Genomic DNA, 20,463 nt, shown 5'->3' with positions numbered 1-20,463 from the left:
GATGCATGTACTCCTTCTGCCTTTTTTGGATGTGAGCCACCCCGTCGAAGGTGCGGAGGAAAGCGCGGCAGGCAGCGAAATTCACTCCCATAAAACAATGCGCCCGGCCCCTTTCTTCAAAGGCCGGGCGCGGATGTCGTAAATCGAATCGCTACGAGAAGATCTCTTTCACCTTCTCAAACAGGCTGCTGCGCGAGGTCGGCGTGTTCTCCACCGTGAGCGAGTCGCTCAACTGGCGCATCAGTTCCTTCTGCACCTTGCTGAGCTTGGTCGGCGTCTGCACAACAATCTGCACAATCAGGTCGCCCCGTCCATGCTCGTTGAGGTGCGGCACGCCCTTGCCGCGCACGCGAAACTCCTTGCCGCTTTGCGTGCCCTCGGGAATCTTCAGCCGTACCTCGCCGTCGAGCGAGGGCAGCGTCAGCTCGGTGCCCAGCGAGGCTTGAGGAAACGAGATGGGAATCGCACAGTGCAGGTCATTGCCGTCGCGCTCAAAAAACTTGTGCGGCTGCACTGACAGCACCACGTACAGGTCGCCCGCCGGACCGCCAAAGCGGCCCACATCGCCTTCACCCTGGTAGCGAATGCGCGTGCCGTCTTCCACGCCCGCCGGCACATGCACAGCGATGTTGCGCTGCTTGTCCACGCGCCCATCGCCCCGGCAGGTAGGGCACGGGTCGCTGATCACCTGTCCGGAACCGCCGCAGGCGCTGCACGTGCGCGCAATCGAGAAGAAGCCCTGCTGATAGCGCACCTGGCCGCGTCCCTGGCACTGGCCGCAGGTGACGGGTCCGCGCCCGGCCGCCGCGCCCGTGCCGTTGCAGTCTCCGCACGCCTCGCGGCGATGAATGGTGACGTGCGTCTCCTTGCCGAACACCGCCTCTTCAAAGGCCAGCGTGAGGTCGCAGCGCACATCGCGGCCCTTTTGCACGCGCGAGTTGCCGCCCCGGCTGCCGCGCCCGCCGACATTGAAGCCAAACAGGTCGCCAAAAATGTCGCCCAGGTCCTCAAAGCCGCCAAAAGGCGAGCCGTCAAAGCCGCCCGCCGCCGGGCCGCCGCCATTCACCCCGGCATGGCCAAAGCGGTCATAGGCCGCTCGCTTTTGGGGATCGCTGAGCACCTGGTAAGCCTCGCTGCAGGCCTTGAATTGCTCTTCCGCCTCAGGATTGCCCGGGTTTCGGTCAGGATGATACTGCAGCGCCAGCTTGCGATAAGCCGTCTTCAGCTCCTGATCGTTCGCGGTCCGTTCTACGCCGAGGACTTCGTAATAGTCGAGTTTGGTCACGTTTGCCGTTCTGCTCATGCCTGTGTCTGTTTGGAGTTGCTCGCGATGCGCACCAACGCCGGGCGCATCAGGCGCTCCCGGATGCGGTAGCCGCGGCGAACTTCCTCAATTACCTGATGATCGGGCACGTCCTCGCGCTCCACCATTTCGAGCGCTTCATGCACGCGCGGATCAAACTGCGCGCCCACCGTCTCGATGGGGATAATTGAAAGCGAACGCAGCGCCTCATCCATCTGCTTCACAATCAGCTCGACGCCCATGCGCAACTGCTCGGCCGTGCCGGTCGAGGCCAGCGCCAGTTGAAAGTTGTCCAGCACCGGCAAAAATGCCTCTGCCGTGCTCGCCACGGAGTAGTCGCGGAACTCGCTGCGTTCCTTGGCCTCGCGCTTGCGGGCATTGTCAAACTCCGCCTGCAGGCGCGCCAGGCGATCCTGAAAGGCCTCGCGGTCGGCCAGCGCCGCATCGCGCTCAGCGCGCAGGCGCTCGACCTCTTCCTGCAAAATCTGTGCCTGTGGCTCGGCGGCAGGTAGCGCGCCTTCGTTCTCGCTTACCGGATCGCCGGCTGGATCTGCGTTCTGTGCGGCGTCCATGCCTTCCGGAGTCAGTTCTTCTTCGTGCAATTTACGGCTCATAGTCGTTTTCCCGTGATTCGGTTCTGGTTTCAGTCTAAATGGCACTCTGGAATCGAGAGCCGCCGCCCAAATCCGCTGCGTAACCCCCGCGCAACAAAACAGCGCCTATTGCGGCGGCTGCAGCAGACGGGCAGACAACTGGGCAATGTAGGAGACGGCTCCAATCGTCTCCTGATAATGGATGCGCGTCGGGGCCAGCACAGCAACCGTGCCCATACTCTCTTCGCCCACGCGGGCCGGCGCGCCAATCAGCACCAGGTTTTCCATCTCCGGCATGGCTTCTTCCAGGCCCACCACCACACGCACGTTCTTCTGCCGCGCGTCGAGATAAGCCGTCAGCAGCTCGATCAGCCGCTGCTTGGTCTCCAGCGCCGCCAGCATGGCACGCAGCCGGTCGCGGTCTGCCTCGTGATCGAGCAGGTTTCCCACGCCTTCCACAAAAATCACCGGCTCGGCGGCGTTGTCGAGCGCGCCCTTGCGGTGCAGCTCGCGCAGCGACTGCATCAGCCGGTCATATTCATTCCGCTCCGATTCCAGCCGCGTGTTCAGCTCGGTCCGAATGGAGTCAATCGGCCAGCCATGAAAGTTCTCATTCAAAAAGCGGCTTGAGACTTCCAGCTCCGCGCTCGACAGGTCGTGGTCCAGCAGCAGCATGCGGTCCAGCACCACTCCGCTGACCGTCACCACCACGGCGAGTACGCGATTGGGCGCAAGGCGCGAGAAGTGAATGTGCTCCAGCGCATGCGTCTCTCGCAGAGCCGCAAAGGCAATGCCTACGCCGCTCGAGAGCAGCGCCAGCACGTGTGAGGTGCGCTCCAGAAACTGCTGGCTCGTGTGGACGCCCGAAAAGCTCTCATCAATCTGTTCGCGCCGGTTGTCAGAGAGCGCCACGGGCTGTTGTCCCAGAGGAGCGCCCACGATATGACCAGCCAGCGCGCCCACCGCGCCCAGATGCTCCACGTAGTAGCGGAAAGCGCGCGGCGTCGGAATGCGCCCTGCGGACGTATGCGGCTGCTCCAGCAGGCCGTTCTCCGCCAGCGAAGCCATCACATTGCGAATCGTCGCCGAACTCATCCCGTTGCGATGCGCAAAATCGCGCGCAACCGCCTGCGACGACACCGGATCGCCGGTTTCGATGTAATGCTCGATGATCGAGGTGAGCACCAGCCGCTCGCGAGGGCTGATGCGGGTTTCCGGTGCCATGGGCGTCTCAGCCTGCCCTGCGGGACAGGTCTCCAACTCTAGTGTAGGAGTGTGGTTTTGCAGGGTCAATGAGCGGATCGTCCGCTTCCCGGAGCCATGGTTACTCCGGTTTCCGCCTCTTGCGCGATCTACACTCTTCCGGGCAGGCCGCGCCAAAGCCTAAGTGCTCCAGCGCAGCCGCCAAAATTACAGGGCCGCGGCTCCTGCTTCGGCCACCGCGTGATCCTGCTCGCCCGAGCCGCCGCTCACGCCAATCGCGCCCACCACGCGCCCGTCGCGCTTGAGGGGAATGCCGCCGGCAAAAATCATGATCTTGCCGTTGTTTGAGGCGTGAATGCCGAAAAACTGGTTGCCCGATTGCGAGTGTGTCGCCAGATCTTTCGTGGCAATGTCAAAGGCGCGGGAGGTGTAAGCCTTCTTGATCGAAATATCGATCGAGCCAAGCCACGCTCCATCCATCCGGACATGCGCCACCAGGTTGCCTCCGGCATCGGCCACGGCAATGTTCATGGGCTGGCCAATGGCGGCCGCTTTCTTCTCGGCGGCGGCGATCACGCGGCGCGCGTCTTCCAGATTCACAGTGTCAAACATACGATGCTCCTGCATGAAATTCTTGGTGCTACTCCACTCTCTCAGATGCCATCCCGCTGCAAAGTAAAAAGGGCACCTTTCGAGGCGCCCTTTTTAATCGGGTGAAACCACCCTGCCATTACTGCAGCAGCGTGCCGGTCTCCGGCTCTTCCTTGGCCTCTTCCGGCGGAATCACGACGGCCGCGGCCACCTTGTCTTCCGTATCCAGATTCAGCAGGCGCACGCCCTGCGTCGAGCGTCCGGCCGCGCGCACGCCCTTGGTGTCAATGCGGATGATCTTGCCGTACTGGCTGATCACCATCAGCTCCGAGGTGTCATCCACCAGTTGAATCGAGACGACCTTGCCGTTCTTGGCCGTCGTCTTCACGTTGATTACGCCCTTGCCGCCGCGGGTCTGCAGACGGTACTCATCCACATCGGTGCGCTTGCCGTAGCCATTTTGGGTCACGCTCAGAATCAGACAGGCGCAGGCCTTGCCATCATCGCCCACGCCGCGATCCTTGGGCGTGGCGGCCATGCCGACCACGTGATCCTTTTTGCCGAGGTCGATGCCGCGCACGCCGCGGGCCGGCCGGCCCATCGAGCGCACATCGTTCTCATCAAAGCGAATCGCCATGCCTTCGTGCGTCGCCAGAAAAACGATCTGGCTGCCATCGGTAATCGTCGCGCCCATCAGCTCATCTTCTTCGTCAATGCCGATGGCGATGATGCCGCGCGCCATGACATTGGAGAAGTCCTTGAGCGGCGTCTTCTTCACCGTGCCGTTGCGCGTCGCAAAGAAGATGAACTTGCCCTCTTCCGTGAGGTCGCGCACGGCCATGATGGCGCGCACCTGCTCGCCCGGCTGCAGGTTGAGCAGGCTGGCAATCGACTTGCCCTTGCCGGCCGCGCCCACGTCAGGAATCTCGTAAATCTTGAGCCAGTACACGCGTCCCGTGTTGGTGAAGCACAGCAGGTAGGCGTGTGTGGAGTCCACCAGCAACTGCTGCACAAAGTCTTCTTCGCGCGTCTTCATGCCCATGCGGCCCGTGCCGCCGCGCTTCTGCTGGCGGTAGGTCGAGATGGGCGTCCGCTTCAGGTAGCCGGAGTGCGAAACCGTCACCGCCACCTGCTCATCGGCAATCAGGTCTTCGAGCTGCAACTCGGCGGTCTCGTCCACAATCTGCGTGCGGCGCTCATCGCCGTAGGCCTTGCGAACGTCTTCGAGCTCCTTCACGATGACCGAACGCAGCTTCTTCTCCGAGGCCAGAATCGACTCGTACTCGGCAATGCGCTCGCGAACTTCGGCCAGTTCCTTGAGCAGCTCGTCAATCGAGAGCTGGGTGAGGCGGTAGAGCTGCAGTTCGAGGATCGCGTCAATCTGGCGATAGCTCAATGTCAGCGTGGCCTCGATCATCGTGGCCGGGTCAATCGCATACTTCTGAGGATCGAGCTTGACCCCGGCCAGCGCCTCGTCGCGCACCGTGATCGTGCGGCCTGAGAAGAACTGGAAGAGGTTCTCGCGTGCGTCGGCGCGGGAGCTCGACCCGCGAATGATCTTGATGACGTGATCGAGATGGTCGAGCGCAATCTGGTAGCCGAGCAGAATATGCTCGCGCTCGCGCGCCTTGCGCAGCAGGTAGGCCGTGCGGCGGCGCACCACATCGACGCGGTGATCGATAAAGTGGCGAATCGCATCCGGCAGAGGCAGCTCGCGCGGCTGGCCATTGACCACGGCCAGAAAGATCATCGAGAAGCTCTCCTGCATCTGCGTGTGCTTGTAAAGCTGGTTGAGCACAATCTGCGCTTCGGCGCCGCGCTTCAGCTCGATCACAATGCGCATGCCGTCGCGGTCGCTCTCATCGCGAATGTCCGAGATCTCGTCAATCACCTTGTCGTTCACCAGGTCGGCCACGCGCTCAATGAGCTTGGCCTTGTTCACCTGGTAAGGAATCTCGGTCACGATGATCGCGCTGCGGCCCTGCGGCAACTGCTCAATCGAGGCCTTGGCCCGCATCAGGAAGCGGCCGCGCCCAGTCCGGTAAGCATTGGCAATGCCGCTGCGCCCATAGATAAATCCGCCCGTCGGGAAGTCCGGCCCCTGCACGTGCTGGAGCACTTCGGCCAGCCCGGCATGCGGATTGTTCACCATCTCGATCGTGGCGTTGATCACCTCGGTCAGGTTGTGCGGCGGAATATTCGTCGCCATGCCGACCGCGATGCCATTCGAGCCGTTCACGATCAGGTTGGGAATCTTTGTGGGCAGCACGGTGGGCTCGAGCGTCGACTCGTCATAGTTCGGGGTAAAGTCCACCGTCTCCATGTCGATATCGGCCAGCATCTCCCCGGCAATGCGCATCATGCGGCACTCGGTATAGCGCATCGCTGCCGGCGGATCGCCGTCCACTGACCCGAAGTTGCCCTGGCCATCGATCATCGGATAGCGAAGGCTGAAGGGCTGCGCCAGGCGCACCAGCGTGTCATAAATGGCAGAGTCGCCGTGGGGGTGGTACACACCCATCGCCTGGCCAACCACCTTCGCGCACTTGGTGTACTTCTTGTTATGCTGCAGCCCCATCTCGTGCATGGCATAGAGAATGCGGCGATGCACGGGCTTGAAGCCGTCGCGCACGTCGGGCAGCGCGCGGCCGATGATCACCGACATCGAGTAGTCGAGATACGAGCGCCGCATCTCCTCTTCAATGTTGATGGGCACCAGGTTCATGGCGCCGCCGTTAGGGCCGCCCGTGGAGTCGCCGCCCGAACCATTACCGAGCGGAAGCTGAGGATTCTGATCGTCTGCCATATCGTTTGCTGAGAATCGCCCTATGCCGCCAATGGAGTGAGCTGGCCGCGGCGAAGACTATCTCTATGATAAATCATGGCTTAGCTCGCGTACAGCGGGCTTGGCGGCCCACTGGAATCAGTGGGTTACGGCGCGCTGCGGTTGCCAGGCAGCTCTCTAATAAAAAAAAGTTACTAGCGAGGCTCGTAAATTAAAAAATGTTCTATTTTTTAATTTACGATAGCCCTGTGATGCGAGGCTTACAGGGCCGGTTCTTAAAGCAACTCCCGAAGTCGGAGGAACCCTTCAACGCCTTCTTCCCTTCGCCGCTGCCTCCTGATCCTCCAATCCAGTGGACTCCAGAGATTCGCAACGCGCTTTCAAGAGCAGACAGTATGCTGGGTCGCCTGGACGGCATCAGCAGGGTTCTTCCGGATACCAATCTCTTCATCTCGTTCTACAGCAGAAAAGAGGCTGTGCTCTCCTCTCAAATTGAGGGAACGCAATCCACCCTTTCCGAATTGCTCTTGTTTGAGGCAGATGAATTTTTCCCCGAGCATCAGCAGGAGATTCGCGAGGTATTCAACTATCTGGACGCCATGCGGCATGGTCTGGAGCGCCTACAGGGTGGATTTCCTCTGTCGCTTCGATTGATACGGGAAATGCATGAGCGGCTCTTGCGAACCGGCCGGGGGAGCGACAAGACTCCGGGCGAATTCCGAACGACGCAGAACTGGTTTGGCGGCAGCCGGCCGGGCAATGCAACCTACGTTCCTCCGCCTGTGAATGAAATGCACGATGCATTGAATGCATTCGAAAAGTTTCTCCATGACGGCCAGCAGGAGTTCCCAACGCTGATTCATGCGGCCATGCTGCACCTGCAGTTTGAGTCCATCCACCCGTTTCTGGATGGGAATGGAAGAATGGGCAGATTGCTGGTAACTCTTCTCCTCGTCGAACGGCAGGTATTGTCGGAGCCACTGCTCTATCCATCGCTCTATCTCAAACGAAACCGGACCCGCTACTACGAACTTCTACAGCAGGTTCGCTTGGAGGGTAACTGGGAGCAGTGGATCGAGTTTTTTCTTGAAGCGATCGCGGTTACGGCTGAACAGGCCGTGGAACTCTCAAAACGGGTGCTGCAATTATTTCGCGCAGATGAAGGCCGGCTTACCAACAAAGGAGTCAAGCAGGCATCCCTGCTATTGGTTTTGAAATCCTTGCAGTACACGCCCTTCACAACGGCGAATCAATTAGTGCGGCAGACCAGGCTCAGCCTGCCCACAGTGAACCGCGCCCTCGAAGAGTTGATTCGTTTGAACATTCTTCATGAAATCAGCGGGCGCAATCGAAATAGGGTGTATCGCTACACGGAATACGTCGCAATGTTGAACGAGGGTACAGAACTCTAGCAATCCCTGCGTATTACACTGGCCCTTGTCGATCTCATCGCAATGTCTCATTTACCTGCCCAGCGGCTGCGCAAATTCCGGTTCAATTTTCCGCAGCGCGTGGCTGCGCTGCTGCTGCTTTTCTTCCTCGGGCAGGGCTTCTGGATCAGCACGCACACTCCACTCACACCCCGGGCGCGCCAATTCGCCGCCTGCGGAGCAAGCCTTTGGGGAGTCGCGCCTCAGCCGGCATCCGCGACGCCATGCGCTCCTGTTTATGACGGCACCCTGGGCTACCGGCTGGCCGGTTTGCCGGTCGCGCTCGATCAGCTCGCGACGGGCCGCGCTTCCGCCGCTTTGGCCGCAGCCTCGACCGGCGTCACATCTCTGGCCTTCTTCATACGCCTGCCTTTTATGCTGGCGGGCCTCGCTCTCGGCGGATGCCTCTGGTGGGTCACGCGCCGGCTCTACGGCAACCCCGGCGGATACATCGCGCTCGGCTTCTACTGCTTCACCCCGCCCCTTTTGGCCGCCAGCGCCACGCCCAACAATGAAATCCTCGCGGCCTTCGGACTCTTCGCCTCGCTCTACACCGCGATTGGCGTGGCTCATGCCATGCAAGGGCCGCGCCGCAAGTGGCGCAAGCGCATCCTGCTGTTGACCGTTACGCTCGGCTTCACGGCGGCCGCGCATCTGGTCGCATTTCTGGTGGCCATCATTCCCGGCACGCTGCTGCTCATCTGGTTGGCAGAGAAGCAGCGCAAATACCTGCCCGGACTGGTATTTACCTGGACGGCCGGCGCACTGCTGCTCCTCTGGGCAGAGACCGGCTTTCGCTCATCGGTTTTCGCCGCAGTGTTTACGCATGCTTTCGCGCATGTTGGCTTTTCTCTGCGTCCCTTGCCAGAGGCTTTGTCCAGCGGCCAGTGGTTGCCCCAATTACTATCTTTGACCGCCGCGTTCGCTATCGCCTTAATCCTTTATGGAATCTTTCCCCGCTCGCGATACTTCGGCAACACCGTGCCTCTTGTCCTCTTGTTGCTGTTGGCTCTCTTGCGTCTGCCCGCCATGGAGGGCAGTCCCTGGCTCTGGGCTCTGCCCTTTCTCCTGACGTTTTTAGGCGGAGTCTGGGCGGACGCGCTCGAGAGCCGCCTTCGCAAGCCATTTTTTGTGTTGTCCGCCACGCTGTTGGCGGCGCAAGCCGTTCTTAGCCTCGGCAGTCTTTCCGTGCTGATTGCAAAGTGGTTACCGTAGGGCCTCAGCTCTTCGCGCGCACTTCCGAGCTAACAGCGTCATCCCTACTCCCCTGAATTAGCCATAGGAAAATCATCAACCCTTCGATATTCGTAATAGGCTTGGTGGTTTTTGTTCACGACGTAGAAGGTTTCTGATGGCTTTGAAGAAGTCAGATCTTGAACGGGCCTTGGAGCGGGACGAGCTTGTCCCCCATTTCCAGCCTTATTTTGAGATGAAGACTGGCCGGGTGGTCGGTTTTGAGGCGCTGATTCGCTGGCAACATCCCAGCGGAGAGCTGATTCTGCCAGACCGGTTCATTCCTCTCGCAGAACGTTCCGGCCTGATCACGCCCCTCACCCGGAATCTCCTGCGTCATGTCATGGCCGCCGCCGTCGAACTGCCCGACCATCTGCATTTCAGCGTCAATGTCTCTCCGCTGCAGTTGCGCGACGACACCTTGCCGCAAATGTTTGAAGCTGCGGCTTCCGCCGCGCAATATCCTTTACAGCGCATGACGGTGGAGATCACCGAAAGCGCGCTCATTGACAATCTTGATCGCGCCGCCAGCATTGCCGCTGACTTGAAATCGCTCGGTCTGCTGCTTGCCGTCGATGATTTTGGCACCGGCTATTCCAGTCTGAAGCACCTGCAGGCGCTACCCTTCGATGTCATTAAAGTCGATCAGAGTTTCGTGCGTTGCATGGTCGAGCGGCGAGAGAGCCGCAAGATCGTCTCTGCCGTGCTCGGCCTCGGCCAGACACTCGGCTTGAGAACCGTCGCCGAGGGCGTCGAAACTCCCGACCAGGAGCGCATGCTGCAGTGGCTCGGCTGCGACGTCGGCCAGGGCTGGCTCTTTGGCCGTCCCATGCCCGCCGCGCACCTCGGTGTCTTTCTTGAGCGCATGGAGCTGACTCCGCCTGTTATGAGCGGCTCCGGCGCGCTTTCCACTGATGAGGAGTTCCGTCTCGACAACTCCGCCTCGCGCCGTCTCGCGCACTTGCAGGCGCTCTATGACGCCGCGCCTGTCGGTCTCTGCTTTCTTGATCGTGAAATGCGCTTCACCAGCGTGAACAAGCGCTTGGCGCAGATGATGGGCACCTCCGCCATCAGCTTTGTGGGCCGGAATATTGACGAGGCCATGCCTCGGATTGCCGCAGAGATGAAGCCCTCCATCCAGCGCGCGCTCGATGGCGAATGCATCAGCGATCTGGAAGTGCCGCTTTCCCGCGTCTGCACGCCCGAGGAAGCCGGTACCGCGCTGGTGTCTTTTCAGCCAGCCCGCGACGAGGCCAATGAGGTTGTGGGCGTCTCTCTCTCCTTCATCGACATCACCGAACGCAGGCTTGCGCAGAATGCCCTGCGTGAGAGCGAGGATCACTACCGGCACACCGTCGAGCTCAATCCGCAGGTGAACTGGACCTGCGATGCAGCAGGGAATCTCATGACAGCCAACCACCGGTGGCAAGAGCTGACCGGGCTTACACCGGAGCAATCCATGGGCCACGGCTGGCTCACCGCCGTGCATCCCGAGGATCTGCCGCGCATTCAGCCTCTCTGGCTACACTCTGTTGCTACCGGCGCACCTGTAGACATTCAGTACCGCCAGTACCGCATTCGTACCCCACACGGAAAGTTCAAGTGGGTGCGGGGCCGCGGCGCGCCTCGCCGCGACGAACAGGGCCGCATCATTCGCTGGTACGGAGTGGTCGAAGACATCGATGATCTCAAGCGTGCCGAAGAGCTGCTCCAGCAGTCGCAGGCCAGCCTGCTCGCCGTCTTCCATGCGGTTCCGGTCGGCATTGTCACGGCGACAGCTCCTGAAGGCCGGGTGCTACTCGCGAATGCCCGCGCAGAGTTGCTGCTCGGTCACCCCATCCTGCATCCTGACGAGCCCGCCGCCGGTGCCTGTTGGCACGCGCTGAGTGAAGAGGGCCAGCCTCTCGACTGGGGCACCCTCCCGCTGATGCGGGCCATGCGCGAGGCGCGCATGGTGCGTTTTGAAAAACTGGACTACCGTCAGGCCGATGGAACTCGCGTCTCCCTCTGCCTCACGGCCGCGCCCATCTTCAGCCGCCACAGCGATGTGCTCGGCAGCGTCATGACCATTATGGAGGCCGGCCCTATCTGTTGCGTGGATTCGCCGCCGCCCGCCGCATTCTCCACTTTGAAGACACCGGCCGGTGGCTCCACGTCAGCGGCGCGGCGGGCCATGGCGCCCAGAACGCCCCGCATCTCCTGAGCCTCGTCATTGCGCCGTTTCTATCCAACTCTTCCCATCGTCTCCGGCTGCCGTTAGACTCGGGACAAATGGTCCGCAGTTCTTCCACCCCCGGCCGGGACCCGGCCCGCAAGCAATCCCTCGATACGGAGCGGCTCATCAGCGCGGCCCGCGCGGATGAGGAGGATTCCTTTGAGCTCAAGCTGCGCCCCACCCACCTGCGCGAATTCATCGGGCAGAACAAGGCCAAGGAGCAGCTAGCCATTGCTCTCGAAGCCGCCCGCTCGCGCGGCGAGGCCCTCGATCACGTACTGCTCTTCGGACCTCCGGGCTTGGGCAAGACGACGCTCGCCACCATCATTGCCAATGAACTCTCCGTCGGCTTTCAGCAGACCTCCGGCCCGGCGCTCCAGATTCAGGGCGACCTCACGGCCATCCTCACCAACCTGCGCGAGAAGCAGGTGCTCTTTCTCGATGAAATCCATCGCCTGCAGCCGGTGCTCGAAGAGAAGCTCTACACCGCGCTCGAAGACTACAAACTCGACATCATCATCGGCCAGGGCCCGGCCGCGCGCACCCATGTCATGGACATCAAGCCCTTCACCTTCGTCGCCGCCACCACGCGGCCCGGGCTTCTGTCCTCGCCCCTGCGCTCGCGCTTCGGCATTCTGCTGCGTCTGGAGTTCTACACCGACGACGACCTGCGCGTGATCGTGCAGCGCTCGGCCGAGGTGCTGCACGTGCCCATCGATGCCGATGGCGCGGCTGAAATCGCCATGCGCTCGCGCGGCACACCCCGCATCGCCAACCGCCTGCTGCGCCGCGTGCGCGACTTTGCCCAGGTGCGCGGCACCGGCGAAATCAATCGTGAAACCGCCATGCAGGCGCTCGAACTGCTCGAAGTGGATGCGCACGGATTCGATGATCTCGACCGCCGCCTCCTGCTCACCATCATTGAGAAATATGATGGCGGACCCGTAGGCTTGAACACGCTCGCCGCCACCCTCGCCGAAGAGCAGGATGCGCTCGAAGAGGTCTACGAGCCGTTCCTCATTCAGCATGGATTTCTTGACCGTACGCCGCGCGGCCGCGTCGCCACGCGCGCTGCTTATGAGCACTTCGGCTTGCCCTTGCCGCGCAAAGGAAACCTGCTGTTTTAGAGGGGGGGCGTGCAGCCCCGTCTGGCTGAAAGCGCGACGCAGCGTTGGCTCGCGGAACACCACGCGGCAGTCTGCGGCACGCCTCGCGCTGTATCAGGGCACGGCTTCAGCCGTGCCGTAATATCGGCGAAATAATCAGCGGGCTTTAGCCCCTGTGCCTTACCTTTTTCACTTCCACGAAGCGTCGCCGTGAAATGCTCAGGCTTCGAAAACCACAACCAGACGCAGAAGACCCGGCTGCGCGCCGGGTCTTCTGCTTTCTGCTGCTGGAATTTCTACAGGCCCAGCGACTGGATATGCTCGCGCAGCTTCGGGCCGAGATCGTCGCGCTTCAGCGCAAAATCCACCGTAGCTGTCAGCATGCCCACCTTGTCGCCCGCATCGTACCGCTTGCCTTCGAAGGTGTAGCCGTAGACCTTCTCGCTCTGCAGCAGGCCCTTGATGCCATCGGTCAACTGCAGCTCGCCGCCCGCGCCCAGAGGCGTCTTCTCGAGCAGTTCAAAGATCTTGGGCGTCAGCACATACCGGCCGATAATGGCATTCTTCGACGGAGCCTCTTCCATCTTCGGCTTCTCGACCAGCCCCTTCACTTCCATCACCCGCGGATCATCCTTGAGCGGCGTGCCGTCAATCACGCCATACGAAGAGATGGCCGGTCCTTCCACCACCTGCGTGGCCAGAATCGAGCCCTGCAGTTTGTCGTACTGGTCAATCATCTGCTTCAGGCAAGGCACCTTCGCATCAATCACGTCATCGGGCAGGATCACCGCAAACGGCTCATCCCCAATCAGATCGCGCGCCATCAGCACAGCGTGTCCCAGGCCCATCGCTTCCTTCTGGCGCACATACGAGAGGCGCACCATATTGGACACATTGCGAGAGACCGCAAGCAGCTCTTTCTTGCCGCGCTTTTCCAGCGTGTTCTCAAGCTCATAGCTGATATCAAAGTGATCTTCGATGGCCGACTTGCCGCGCCCGGTCACAATCACGATCTGGTCGCAGCCGGCGGCAATGGCTTCTTCCACGCCGTACTGAATGATCGGCTTATCAACCAGCGGCAGCATCTCCTTGGGGATGGACTTGGTTGCCGGCAAAAAGCGGGTTCCGAAACCCGCGGCGGGAAAAACTGCTTTGCGTACTCTGCTCTTCATTGTGCTTTTGGTTCACCCTTTCCATCGGTGCTGCCCTTGCGTGCGGCGACAGAGGATTCTATCGAACATCTTAGCGGTTGCCCACAGGCATACCATCCGGCTGCGGCAACTCTGCGCCGCCGCTTTGCAATTTACTTAGGATGCACCCTGGCGCGCCGCTGCTGGCTGGGTGGCCAGATCATCCAGCAGCACACGCAGTTCCGTAAAGATGCTCTCCGGATCAGTCCCGCTCAGTGGGAAGCGCAGCACGCCCTGCGGCGTGAACTGCGCGCCGCGTTTCGCGTTCTTTGACACCAGCTTCATCAGGATGCCGGGATCGATGCTAGCCTTCTCTGTAAATTTCAGGTGAATCTGGTCGCGCTTGCGATCCACCTGGGCCACGCCCATGTGCTCGCACGCAATGCGCAGCTCGGCGGCATCGAGCAGGTGCCGCACGCCCGTGGGCAGCGCGCCGTAGCGGTCTACCAGCTCCGCGCGAATGCCCGCAATTGCGCGCTCATCCTGCGCGCCCGCAATGTGCTTGTACATGCGCAGCCGCTGATTCTCTTCCGGAATGTAGCTGTCATCAATGCGCAGCGGAATGCCAAGGCTCAACTGCGTCACCGGACGCTCCACCGTCTCCTGGCCCTTCATCTTGTTCACGGCCTCTTCGAGCATCGTGGTGTAAAGCTCAAAGCCCACAGCCTCGATGTGCCCGCTCTGCTCGCCGCCCAGCATGTTGCCCGCGCCGCGCAGTTCCAGATCAAGCGCCGCAATTTTGAAGCCCGCTCCCAGGTCGCTGAACTCCTTCAGCGCCGCCAGCCTGCGCCGCGCAATCTCGGTCAGCTCCTGCTCCGGCGGAATCATCAGGTACGCATACGCCCGCCGGTTTGACCGTCCCACGCGCCCGCGCAACTGGTACAGCTCTGAGAGTCCATGCCGGTCCGCGCGATTGATCAGAATCGTATTCGCCAGCGGAATATCCAGCCCGTTCTCAATAATCGACGTCGCCACCAGCACGTCGTACTCGTGATTCATGAAGGCGAGCATCACCTTTTCGAGTTCTGCTTCGCCCATCTGCCCATGCCCCACCGTGATGCGGGCATGCGGCACCAGCTCCTGGATCTTCGCGGCAATCTCATAGATCGTCTCCACGCGATTGTGAACGAAATAGATCTGCCCGCCGCGCTCCAGCTCCACTTCGACGGCAGAGCGCACCAGCTTTTCATCAAACTTCGCCACGATGGTCTGAATCGCCATGCGGTCCTTCGGCGGAGTCTCAATCACGCTCATGTCGCGCAGCCCCACCAGCGACATATGCAGCGTGCGCGGAATCGGCGTCGCTGACATCGTCAGCACATCGAGCTGCGCGCGCAACTGCTTCAGACGTTCCTTATGGCGCACGCCAAAGCGCTGCTCTTCATCCACAATCAGCAGGCCGATGTCATGAAACTTCAGATCCTTTGAGAGCAGCCGGTGCGTGCCAATCAGAATGTCAATCTCGCCGGCTTCCACACGTTCCACAATCAACTTCTGTTCCTTGGCCGTGCGAAAACGCGACAGCATCTCGATGTGAATCGGAAACTGCCGGAAGCGTTTCTTGAACGTCTCGTAATGCTGAAAGCTCAACACCGTCGTCGGCGTCAGCACCGCCACCTGTTTGCCATCCTGCACGGCTTTGAACGCGGCGCGCATCGCCACTTCGGTCTTGCCGTAGCCCACGTCGCCGCACAGCAGGCGGTCCATCGGCGTGGTCGATTCCATGTCGCGCTTGATGTCGGCAATCGCCGAGAGCTGGTCGTCCGTCTCGTTGTAGTCGAAGGAATCCTCAAACTCGCGCTGAAACTCATTGTCAGCCGAGTACGCGTGCCCTTGCGCCGCCTTGCGCTGCGCATACAGCTTCAGCAGCTCATCGGCCATGTCCTGCATGGCCTTCTTCACGCGGGCCTTGGTCTTGGCCCACTGCTGCGTGCCCAGCCGATGCAGTACCGGCGCCGGGCCCGACTCCGTCGAGCGGTATTTCTGAATCAGGTCCAGCCGCGTCAGCGGAACATACAGCTTCGCCTCTTCGGCGAACTCGAGAATCATGAACTCGAGCGTCGTGCCGTCCTGCGCAATCTCTTTCAGGCCCAGATAGCGCGCAATGCCGTGCTCCACGTGCACCACGTAGTCGCCCACGGCCAGATCGCGAAAGTCCGAGATAAACGCCGCCGTCTTTGACTTGCGCGCCGCCGGCCGCGCCGTCACATCGGCTTCGTCATTCAGGTCGTTCGCGCCAAACACCACCAGATTTGCGTCCGGCAGGCTCACGCCCGTCGCGATCGGCGCGCGCAAAATAATCGGCGTGCGCAGATCGCCGCCCAGGTGGCTGGCCTCGTCATACATGGTTTCGCTGCCCGTGTGCATCACGCGGCTGCCCAGCCGGTAGGGCAGTTCATACTCGCGCAGCAGCGTCGCCAGCCGCTCCACCTCGCCCTGGTTGGGCGCGGCCAGCAGCATGCGCGTCTCCTGCTGCATCAGGTTTTTTATCTGCTCTACAAATGCCGGAATCGATCCATGAAAACGCAGCGTCGGACGTGACGAGAAGGCAATCTCCCCCAGCGTCTCATCGTCTTCCAGCACATCCACCGCGCCCAGTTGATCAATGTCCAGCCCCGGATGCGACTTCCGCTGCGCCTCCAGCAACTCCGGCCGCAGATAAATGTCTTCCGGGCGAATCAGCGTACCGATGCTCGACCGGTCATGGCGCTGCTCTACCTTGTTCCACCAGCGCTCCACCTGGTTCTTGATCATCCCAGGCTCTTCCACAAACAGCACGCAGCGCGGGAACAGATCAAGCAGCGTCTTGTTCGCTCCGGCTACTCCGGCAAAAAACTCCCAGCCCGGAAACACCGAAACGCCGCCCGCCGCCACCATCTCGGCGACCATCTCCCCTTCGTCATTCGTCTCAAAGCGCGCGCCGCTCAGCCGCGCATGCACCGCCGCCAGCAGACGCTCCGTCACCGGAGTCTCCGTCAGCGGCAGCAGCCGCGCCTCATCCAGCGGCGATTGCGAGCGCTGCGACTCGGGGTCAAACTTGCGCATCGTCTCAATCTCATCGCCAAAAAACTCCATGCGCACCGGCCGGTCGGCCTCGGGCGAATACACATCCAGAATGCCGCCCCGCCGTGTGTACTGCCCCGGCATCTCCACCACGTCCACCTGCTCGTAGCCCACCGAGGCCAGGTGTGTCAGCAGCATGTCTACGTCGATCTCTTCGCCGCGCCGCAGCACCTGCGCCAGGCCGCCATAAAACGGGGCAGGGAAGAGCTTCATCGCCGCCGCTTCGACCGGCGCAATCACAATCGCGGCATCGCCCGTGGCAATCTTCCACAGCGTCGTGGCGCGCTGCTCCTGCACCTCCGGGTGCGGCGACATGTTTTCAAAGGGAAGCACATCATGCGCCGGCAGCTTCAGCACGCGCTCCGCGGCAATCGCACCCGTCAGCTCGCACCCGGCCCGCAGCGCCAGGTGCATCGCATCGGCGGCCTTGTTGTCGGCCACCAGCAGCACCACCGGCACCTTGGCCGCCCGGGCCAGCAGAGGAATGTAAAGGGAGCGTGCCGTCGAGGTGAGTCCAGACACACGTCTGCGCCCACGGCTCAGCGAAAGATGCCGCTGCGCCTGTTCAAACGAGGCAGTGTGTTCCAGATCCGCAAGCAGATCGCGGACAAACGGCAGGATCATGCAGTGCTAGTTTACCCGGAAACGGACAGCCTCGGGGCGCCGGGGCTGTCCGTTCACTGATCACCGGCAACTGAAAACTGGGGACTGAAAACTGACAACTGGCAACTAGACATTGAACTTGAAGAACAGCACATCGCCATCCTTCACCACGTATTCCTTGCCTTCCGACCGGTACAGGCCCTTGTCCTTGATCGCCTGCTCGCTGCCCAGCGTGAACAGGTCGTCGCAGTGGTAGGCTTCCGCGCGAATGAACCCGCGCTCAAAATCCGAGTGAATCACCCCCGCCGCGCCCGGCGCCTTCGTCCCGCGCCGAATCGTCCACGCCCGGCACTCCTGCTCGCCCGCCGTGAAATACGTGATCAGGTCCAGCAGCCGGTAGCCCGCATGGATCAGCCGGTTCAATCCCGGCTCCTGCAATCCCATCTCGGCCAGAAACTCGGCGCGCTCGGCCGGCTCCAGCAGCGCAATCTCGGCTTCCATCGCGCCCGAGAGCCGCACCACCTGGCTGTTCTCCTCGGCGGCCCGCTTCTCCACAGCATCCACATACGGGTTGTGTCCGCTCAGGCCCGCGTCATCCACGTTGGCGACGTACAGCATCGGCTTCGCGGTGATCAAAAACAGATCGCGCGCCACCGGCTTCTCTTCGTCGGTCAGCTCCACCGTGCGGGCGGGCTTGCCCTCCTGCAGCGCGGCCAGCAGCTTGGCCAGGCATGAGGCTTCCACCTTCACCTTGTGGTCGCTGCTGCTCTTGGCGGCTTTCTCCACCTTGGCGTAGCGCTTTTCCACTGAATCCAGATCCGCCAGCAGCAGCTCCGTATTGATCACGTCGATGTCGCTCAGCGGATTCACTCCGCCCGCCACGTGAATCACGTTCGGGTCATCAAAGCAGCGCACCACATGCACCACCGCGTCGGTCGAGCGAATGTGCCCCAGAAACTGGTTTCCCAGCCCCTCGCCCTTGCTCGCTCCGGCCACCAGGCCGGCAATGTCGATGAACTCCATCGTCGTCGGCACCGTGCGCTTGGTCTTGCAGATAGCGGATATCTTGTCGAGCCGCTCATCCGGCACCGTCACCACGCCCACGTTCGGGTCGATGGTGCAAAAAGGATAGTTCGCCGCCTGGGCCTTGGCCGCCGTCAGCGCGTTAAAGATGGTGCTCTTGCCCACGTTGGGCAGTCCGACAATTCCGCAGTTCAATGCCATGCTGTTCTTTGAGTGCTCGCTGATCTATAAGTGGAGTTCGCGCAGCGGGTGCGCGGTTCGAGGGAGTGTCCGCGCTCCGGAAATCTGAACCTCCTCTATTATGAGGCACCCGGCCGCCCGTCTCCAGAGTCGCCCAGCCGCACCCGCCCGCACCGTGATACAACCAGTGCCATGGACTGTCTTTTTTGCAAGATCATCGCCGGAGAGATTCCCGCAAAGAAGCTCTATGAAGATGAGCACGCCATCGCCTTTGCTGACATCAGCCCGCAGGCTCCCGTGCATGTGCTGATCGTGCCGCGCCGCCACATCTCGTCGCATGCGCAGGCCACCCGCTCTGACGCCTCTCTGCTCGGCCACCTGCTCAACGTTGCCAGCGAAATCGCCCACCAGCAGGGACTCGGCAAAGGCTTCCGCACCGTCATCAACACCGGCCCCGATGGCGGCCAGACCGTCGATCACCTGCACATGCACGTCCTCGGCGGACGCGCCATGCACTGGCCCCCAGGCTAGAAGAACTGGCCGTTCGGGCACAGGCTATGTGCCCCGGGTCCGTGTTCCGAACCCAAGAATCTAGCTCTGCATCGCGGCAAATACTTCCCGCGCTGCCGTCACCGTCTGCTCCACATGGTGCATGGTGTGCGCCACGCCCAGAAAAGCCGCCTCAAACTGCGACGGCGGCAGCCACACGCCATGATCCAGCATGCCCCGATGGAACTGCGCAAACCGCCGCGTGTCGCAGCTCTCGGCCGTGGCATAGTCCCGCACGGGCTGCCCGGTGAAGAACCACGTGAACATCGATCCCTGCCGGTTCGTGGTGAGCGGAATCCCCGCCCGCGCAGCTTCCTCGGCCACGCCCTGCGCCACCGCTGCACTCATCTGTTCCAGTTGGGGATACAGCCATTCCTTGCTGCTTTCGAGGTGGCTCACCGTCGCCATGCCCGCAGCCATTGCCAGGGGATTGCCGCTCAATGTGCCCGCCTGATACACCGGCCCCAGCGGAGCCAGCAGGTCCATAATTTCCGCCGGGCCGCCAAAGGCGCCGCACGGCATGCCGCCGCCCACAATCTTGCCCAGTGTGGTCAGGTCCGGCCGCACCTGGCGCAGCTCCTGCACGCCGCCAAAGGCCACGCGAAAACCCGTCATCACTTCATCAAAAATCAGCAGCGCGCCCTCGCGCCGGGTCAGCTCGCGCAGCCCCTGCAGATAGCCCTCGTCCGGAACCACGCAGCCCATGTTGCCCGCGACCGGCTCCACAATAATGCAGGCAATCTCATTCCGGTGCGCGGCAAAGGCGGCTTCCACCGCGTCGAGGTTGTTGAAAGGCAGCGTCAGCGTGAGCTGCGCAATCTCTTCGGGCACTCCGGCCGAGCCGGGAATGCCAAACGTCGCCAGCCCTGAGCCGGCCTTGGCCAGCAGGCCATCGGAGTGGCCGTGATAGCAACCATCAAACTTCACGATGTATTTGCGCTTCGTATAGGCCCGCGCCAGCCGCAGGGCTGACATCGTGGCCTCGGTGCCCGAGCTCACAAAGCGCAGCTTCTCCATCGAGGGATACGCGCGCACCACCAGCTCCGCCAGATCACCCTCTGACGGCGTGGACGCGCCAAAACTCGTGCTGAAGGCCGCCTGCTTCTGAATCGCCTCAATCACTGGAGGAAACGCATGGCCCAGAATCATCGGCCCCCACGAGCCGAAATAATCCAGATACTGGTTCCCGTCCGCATCCCACAGGCAGGCGCCTTCGGCCTTTACCAGAAAGGGCGGCTCGCCGCCCACCGCCCGAAAGGCCCGCACCGGGGAATCCACCCCGCCTGGCAGCAAACGCTCCGCGCGTTCGCGCAGCATGTGAGAACGAATCATTTTGCGAGGAGCAGTCATGGGAGTCAACGTCATACCCCATCAGTATAGGCACTCACAGTCATCT

The 20,463-nt window shown here is 61.6% G+C and carries 14 protein-coding genes; 5 read left to right on the top strand and 9 right to left on the bottom strand.

Annotation, left to right across the window (positions count from 1 at the left end; translation table 11 throughout):
• Window positions 1-151 precede the first annotated feature (151 nt).
• The 5 genes from dnaJ to gyrA form a co-directional block, all read right to left on the bottom strand.
• Window positions 152-1,303: a molecular chaperone DnaJ gene (gene dnaJ, locus ACP_RS09965; protein WP_015897189.1), complete on the bottom strand. Its 1,152-nt coding sequence runs from the start codon at window positions 1,301-1,303 to the stop codon at window positions 152-154.
• Entirely contained in the window at window positions 1,300-1,917 is a 618-nt protein-coding gene (locus ACP_RS09960) for a nucleotide exchange factor GrpE (protein WP_015897188.1), read from the bottom strand. Before ACP_RS09960 ends, dnaJ begins: the two co-directional genes overlap by 4 nt.
• A 105-nt stretch (window positions 1,918-2,022) precedes the next feature.
• On the bottom strand, window positions 2,023-3,120 hold the full coding sequence (hrcA, locus tag ACP_RS09955; protein ID WP_015897187.1) for a heat-inducible transcriptional repressor HrcA: 1,098 nt from the start codon (window positions 3,118-3,120) through the stop codon (window positions 2,023-2,025).
• Between the two features lie 186 nt (window positions 3,121-3,306).
• Window positions 3,307-3,711 (bottom strand): GlcG/HbpS family heme-binding protein, encoded by a 405-nt coding sequence (locus ACP_RS09950; RefSeq protein WP_015897186.1) that lies wholly within the window; start codon window positions 3,709-3,711, stop codon window positions 3,307-3,309.
• Window positions 3,712-3,829: 118 nt separating this feature from the next.
• Window positions 3,830-6,496, bottom strand: coding sequence for a DNA gyrase subunit A (gene gyrA / locus ACP_RS09945; protein WP_041839472.1), 2,667 nt, complete (start codon window positions 6,494-6,496; stop codon window positions 3,830-3,832).
• Window positions 6,497-6,693: 197 nt separating this feature from the next.
• Between gyrA and ACP_RS09940 the strand changes: the two genes are divergently transcribed.
• From ACP_RS09940 to ruvB, 4 genes are all read left to right on the top strand, one after another.
• Window positions 6,694-7,887, top strand: a complete 1,194-nt coding sequence (locus ACP_RS09940) for a Fic family protein (protein ID WP_193760145.1) — start codon at window positions 6,694-6,696, stop codon at window positions 7,885-7,887.
• Window positions 7,888-7,929: 42 nt separating this feature from the next.
• Window positions 7,930-9,120 (top strand): hypothetical protein, encoded by a 1,191-nt coding sequence (locus ACP_RS09935; protein WP_015897183.1) that lies wholly within the window; start codon window positions 7,930-7,932, stop codon window positions 9,118-9,120.
• A gap of 136 nt (window positions 9,121-9,256) precedes the next feature.
• The gene (locus ACP_RS17390) at window positions 9,257-11,341 is read left to right on the top strand and encodes an EAL domain-containing protein (protein ID WP_015897182.1); all 2,085 of its coding nucleotides are present in this window, start codon (window positions 9,257-9,259) and stop codon (window positions 11,339-11,341) included.
• Between the two features lie 68 nt (window positions 11,342-11,409).
• Window positions 11,410-12,480 (top strand): Holliday junction branch migration DNA helicase RuvB, encoded by a 1,071-nt coding sequence (ruvB, locus tag ACP_RS09925; RefSeq protein WP_015897181.1) that lies wholly within the window; start codon window positions 11,410-11,412, stop codon window positions 12,478-12,480.
• A 275-nt stretch (window positions 12,481-12,755) separates the two neighbouring features.
• On the opposite strand, the gene galU is transcribed toward ruvB, so the two are convergent.
• From galU to ychF, 3 genes are all read right to left on the bottom strand, one after another.
• Window positions 12,756-13,631, bottom strand: a complete 876-nt coding sequence (gene galU, locus ACP_RS09920) for a UTP--glucose-1-phosphate uridylyltransferase GalU (RefSeq protein WP_015897180.1) — start codon at window positions 13,629-13,631, stop codon at window positions 12,756-12,758.
• Between the two features lie 135 nt (window positions 13,632-13,766).
• Window positions 13,767-17,336 carry a transcription-repair coupling factor gene (gene mfd / locus ACP_RS09915; protein WP_015897179.1) on the bottom strand — a complete coding sequence of 1,190 codons (3,570 nt, stop codon included), beginning with the start codon at window positions 17,334-17,336 and terminating at the stop codon, window positions 13,767-13,769.
• Window positions 17,337-17,441: 105 nt separating this feature from the next.
• A complete protein-coding gene (gene ychF / locus ACP_RS09910) occupies window positions 17,442-18,539 on the bottom strand; it encodes a redox-regulated ATPase YchF (RefSeq protein WP_015897178.1) in 1,098 nt (365 codons plus the stop codon).
• Between the two features lie 171 nt (window positions 18,540-18,710).
• Here ychF and ACP_RS09905 point away from each other — a divergent pair, with 171 nt between their 5' ends.
• Window positions 18,711-19,049, top strand: coding sequence for a histidine triad nucleotide-binding protein (locus ACP_RS09905; RefSeq protein WP_015897176.1), 339 nt, complete (start codon window positions 18,711-18,713; stop codon window positions 19,047-19,049).
• A 60-nt stretch (window positions 19,050-19,109) separates the two neighbouring features.
• On the opposite strand, the gene hemL is transcribed toward ACP_RS09905, so the two are convergent.
• Window positions 19,110-20,417: a glutamate-1-semialdehyde 2,1-aminomutase gene (gene hemL / locus ACP_RS09900; RefSeq protein ID WP_238525526.1), complete on the bottom strand. Its 1,308-nt coding sequence runs from the start codon at window positions 20,415-20,417 to the stop codon at window positions 19,110-19,112.
• Window positions 20,418-20,463 lie beyond the last annotated feature (46 nt).

The sequence above is a fragment of the Acidobacterium capsulatum ATCC 51196 genome (assembly GCF_000022565.1).
In the GTDB taxonomy this organism is placed as follows: Bacteria; Acidobacteriota; Terriglobia; order Terriglobales; family Acidobacteriaceae; genus Acidobacterium; species Acidobacterium capsulatum.
The sequence above is the reverse complement of the archived record's forward strand: the minus strand, read 5'-3'. Positions and strand labels throughout refer to the sequence as shown.

What these genes read in the sequence shown, in the direction of transcription:
- ACP_RS09940 (WP_193760145.1), top strand. Translation starts at nt 6,694, where the DNA reads ATGTTCTATTTTTTAATTTACGATAGCCCTGTGATGCGAGGCTTACAG.
- dnaJ (WP_015897189.1), bottom strand. Translation starts at nt 1,303, where the DNA reads ATGAGCAGAACGGCAAACGTGACCAAACTCGACTATTACGAAGTCCTC.
- gyrA (WP_041839472.1), bottom strand. Translation starts at nt 6,496, where the DNA reads ATGGCAGACGATCAGAATCCTCAGCTTCCGCTCGGTAATGGTTCGGGC.
- ACP_RS09905 (WP_015897176.1), top strand. Translation starts at nt 18,711, where the DNA reads ATGGACTGTCTTTTTTGCAAGATCATCGCCGGAGAGATTCCCGCAAAG.
- galU (WP_015897180.1), bottom strand. Translation starts at nt 13,631, where the DNA reads ATGAAGAGCAGAGTACGCAAAGCAGTTTTTCCCGCCGCGGGTTTCGGA.
- ACP_RS09935 (WP_015897183.1), top strand. Translation starts at nt 7,930, where the DNA reads ATGTCTCATTTACCTGCCCAGCGGCTGCGCAAATTCCGGTTCAATTTT.
- ychF (WP_015897178.1), bottom strand. Translation starts at nt 18,539, where the DNA reads ATGGCATTGAACTGCGGAATTGTCGGACTGCCCAACGTGGGCAAGAGC.
- hemL (WP_238525526.1), bottom strand. Translation starts at nt 20,417, where the DNA reads ATGACTGCTCCTCGCAAAATGATTCGTTCTCACATGCTGCGCGAACGC.
- ACP_RS09960 (WP_015897188.1), bottom strand. Translation starts at nt 1,917, where the DNA reads ATGAGCCGTAAATTGCACGAAGAAGAACTGACTCCGGAAGGCATGGAC.
- ruvB (WP_015897181.1), top strand. Translation starts at nt 11,410, where the DNA reads ATGGTCCGCAGTTCTTCCACCCCCGGCCGGGACCCGGCCCGCAAGCAA.
- ACP_RS09950 (WP_015897186.1), bottom strand. Translation starts at nt 3,711, where the DNA reads ATGTTTGACACTGTGAATCTGGAAGACGCGCGCCGCGTGATCGCCGCC.
- mfd (WP_015897179.1), bottom strand. Translation starts at nt 17,336, where the DNA reads ATGATCCTGCCGTTTGTCCGCGATCTGCTTGCGGATCTGGAACACACT.
- hrcA (WP_015897187.1), bottom strand. Translation starts at nt 3,120, where the DNA reads ATGGCACCGGAAACCCGCATCAGCCCTCGCGAGCGGCTGGTGCTCACC.
- ACP_RS17390 (WP_015897182.1), top strand. Translation starts at nt 9,257, where the DNA reads ATGGCTTTGAAGAAGTCAGATCTTGAACGGGCCTTGGAGCGGGACGAG.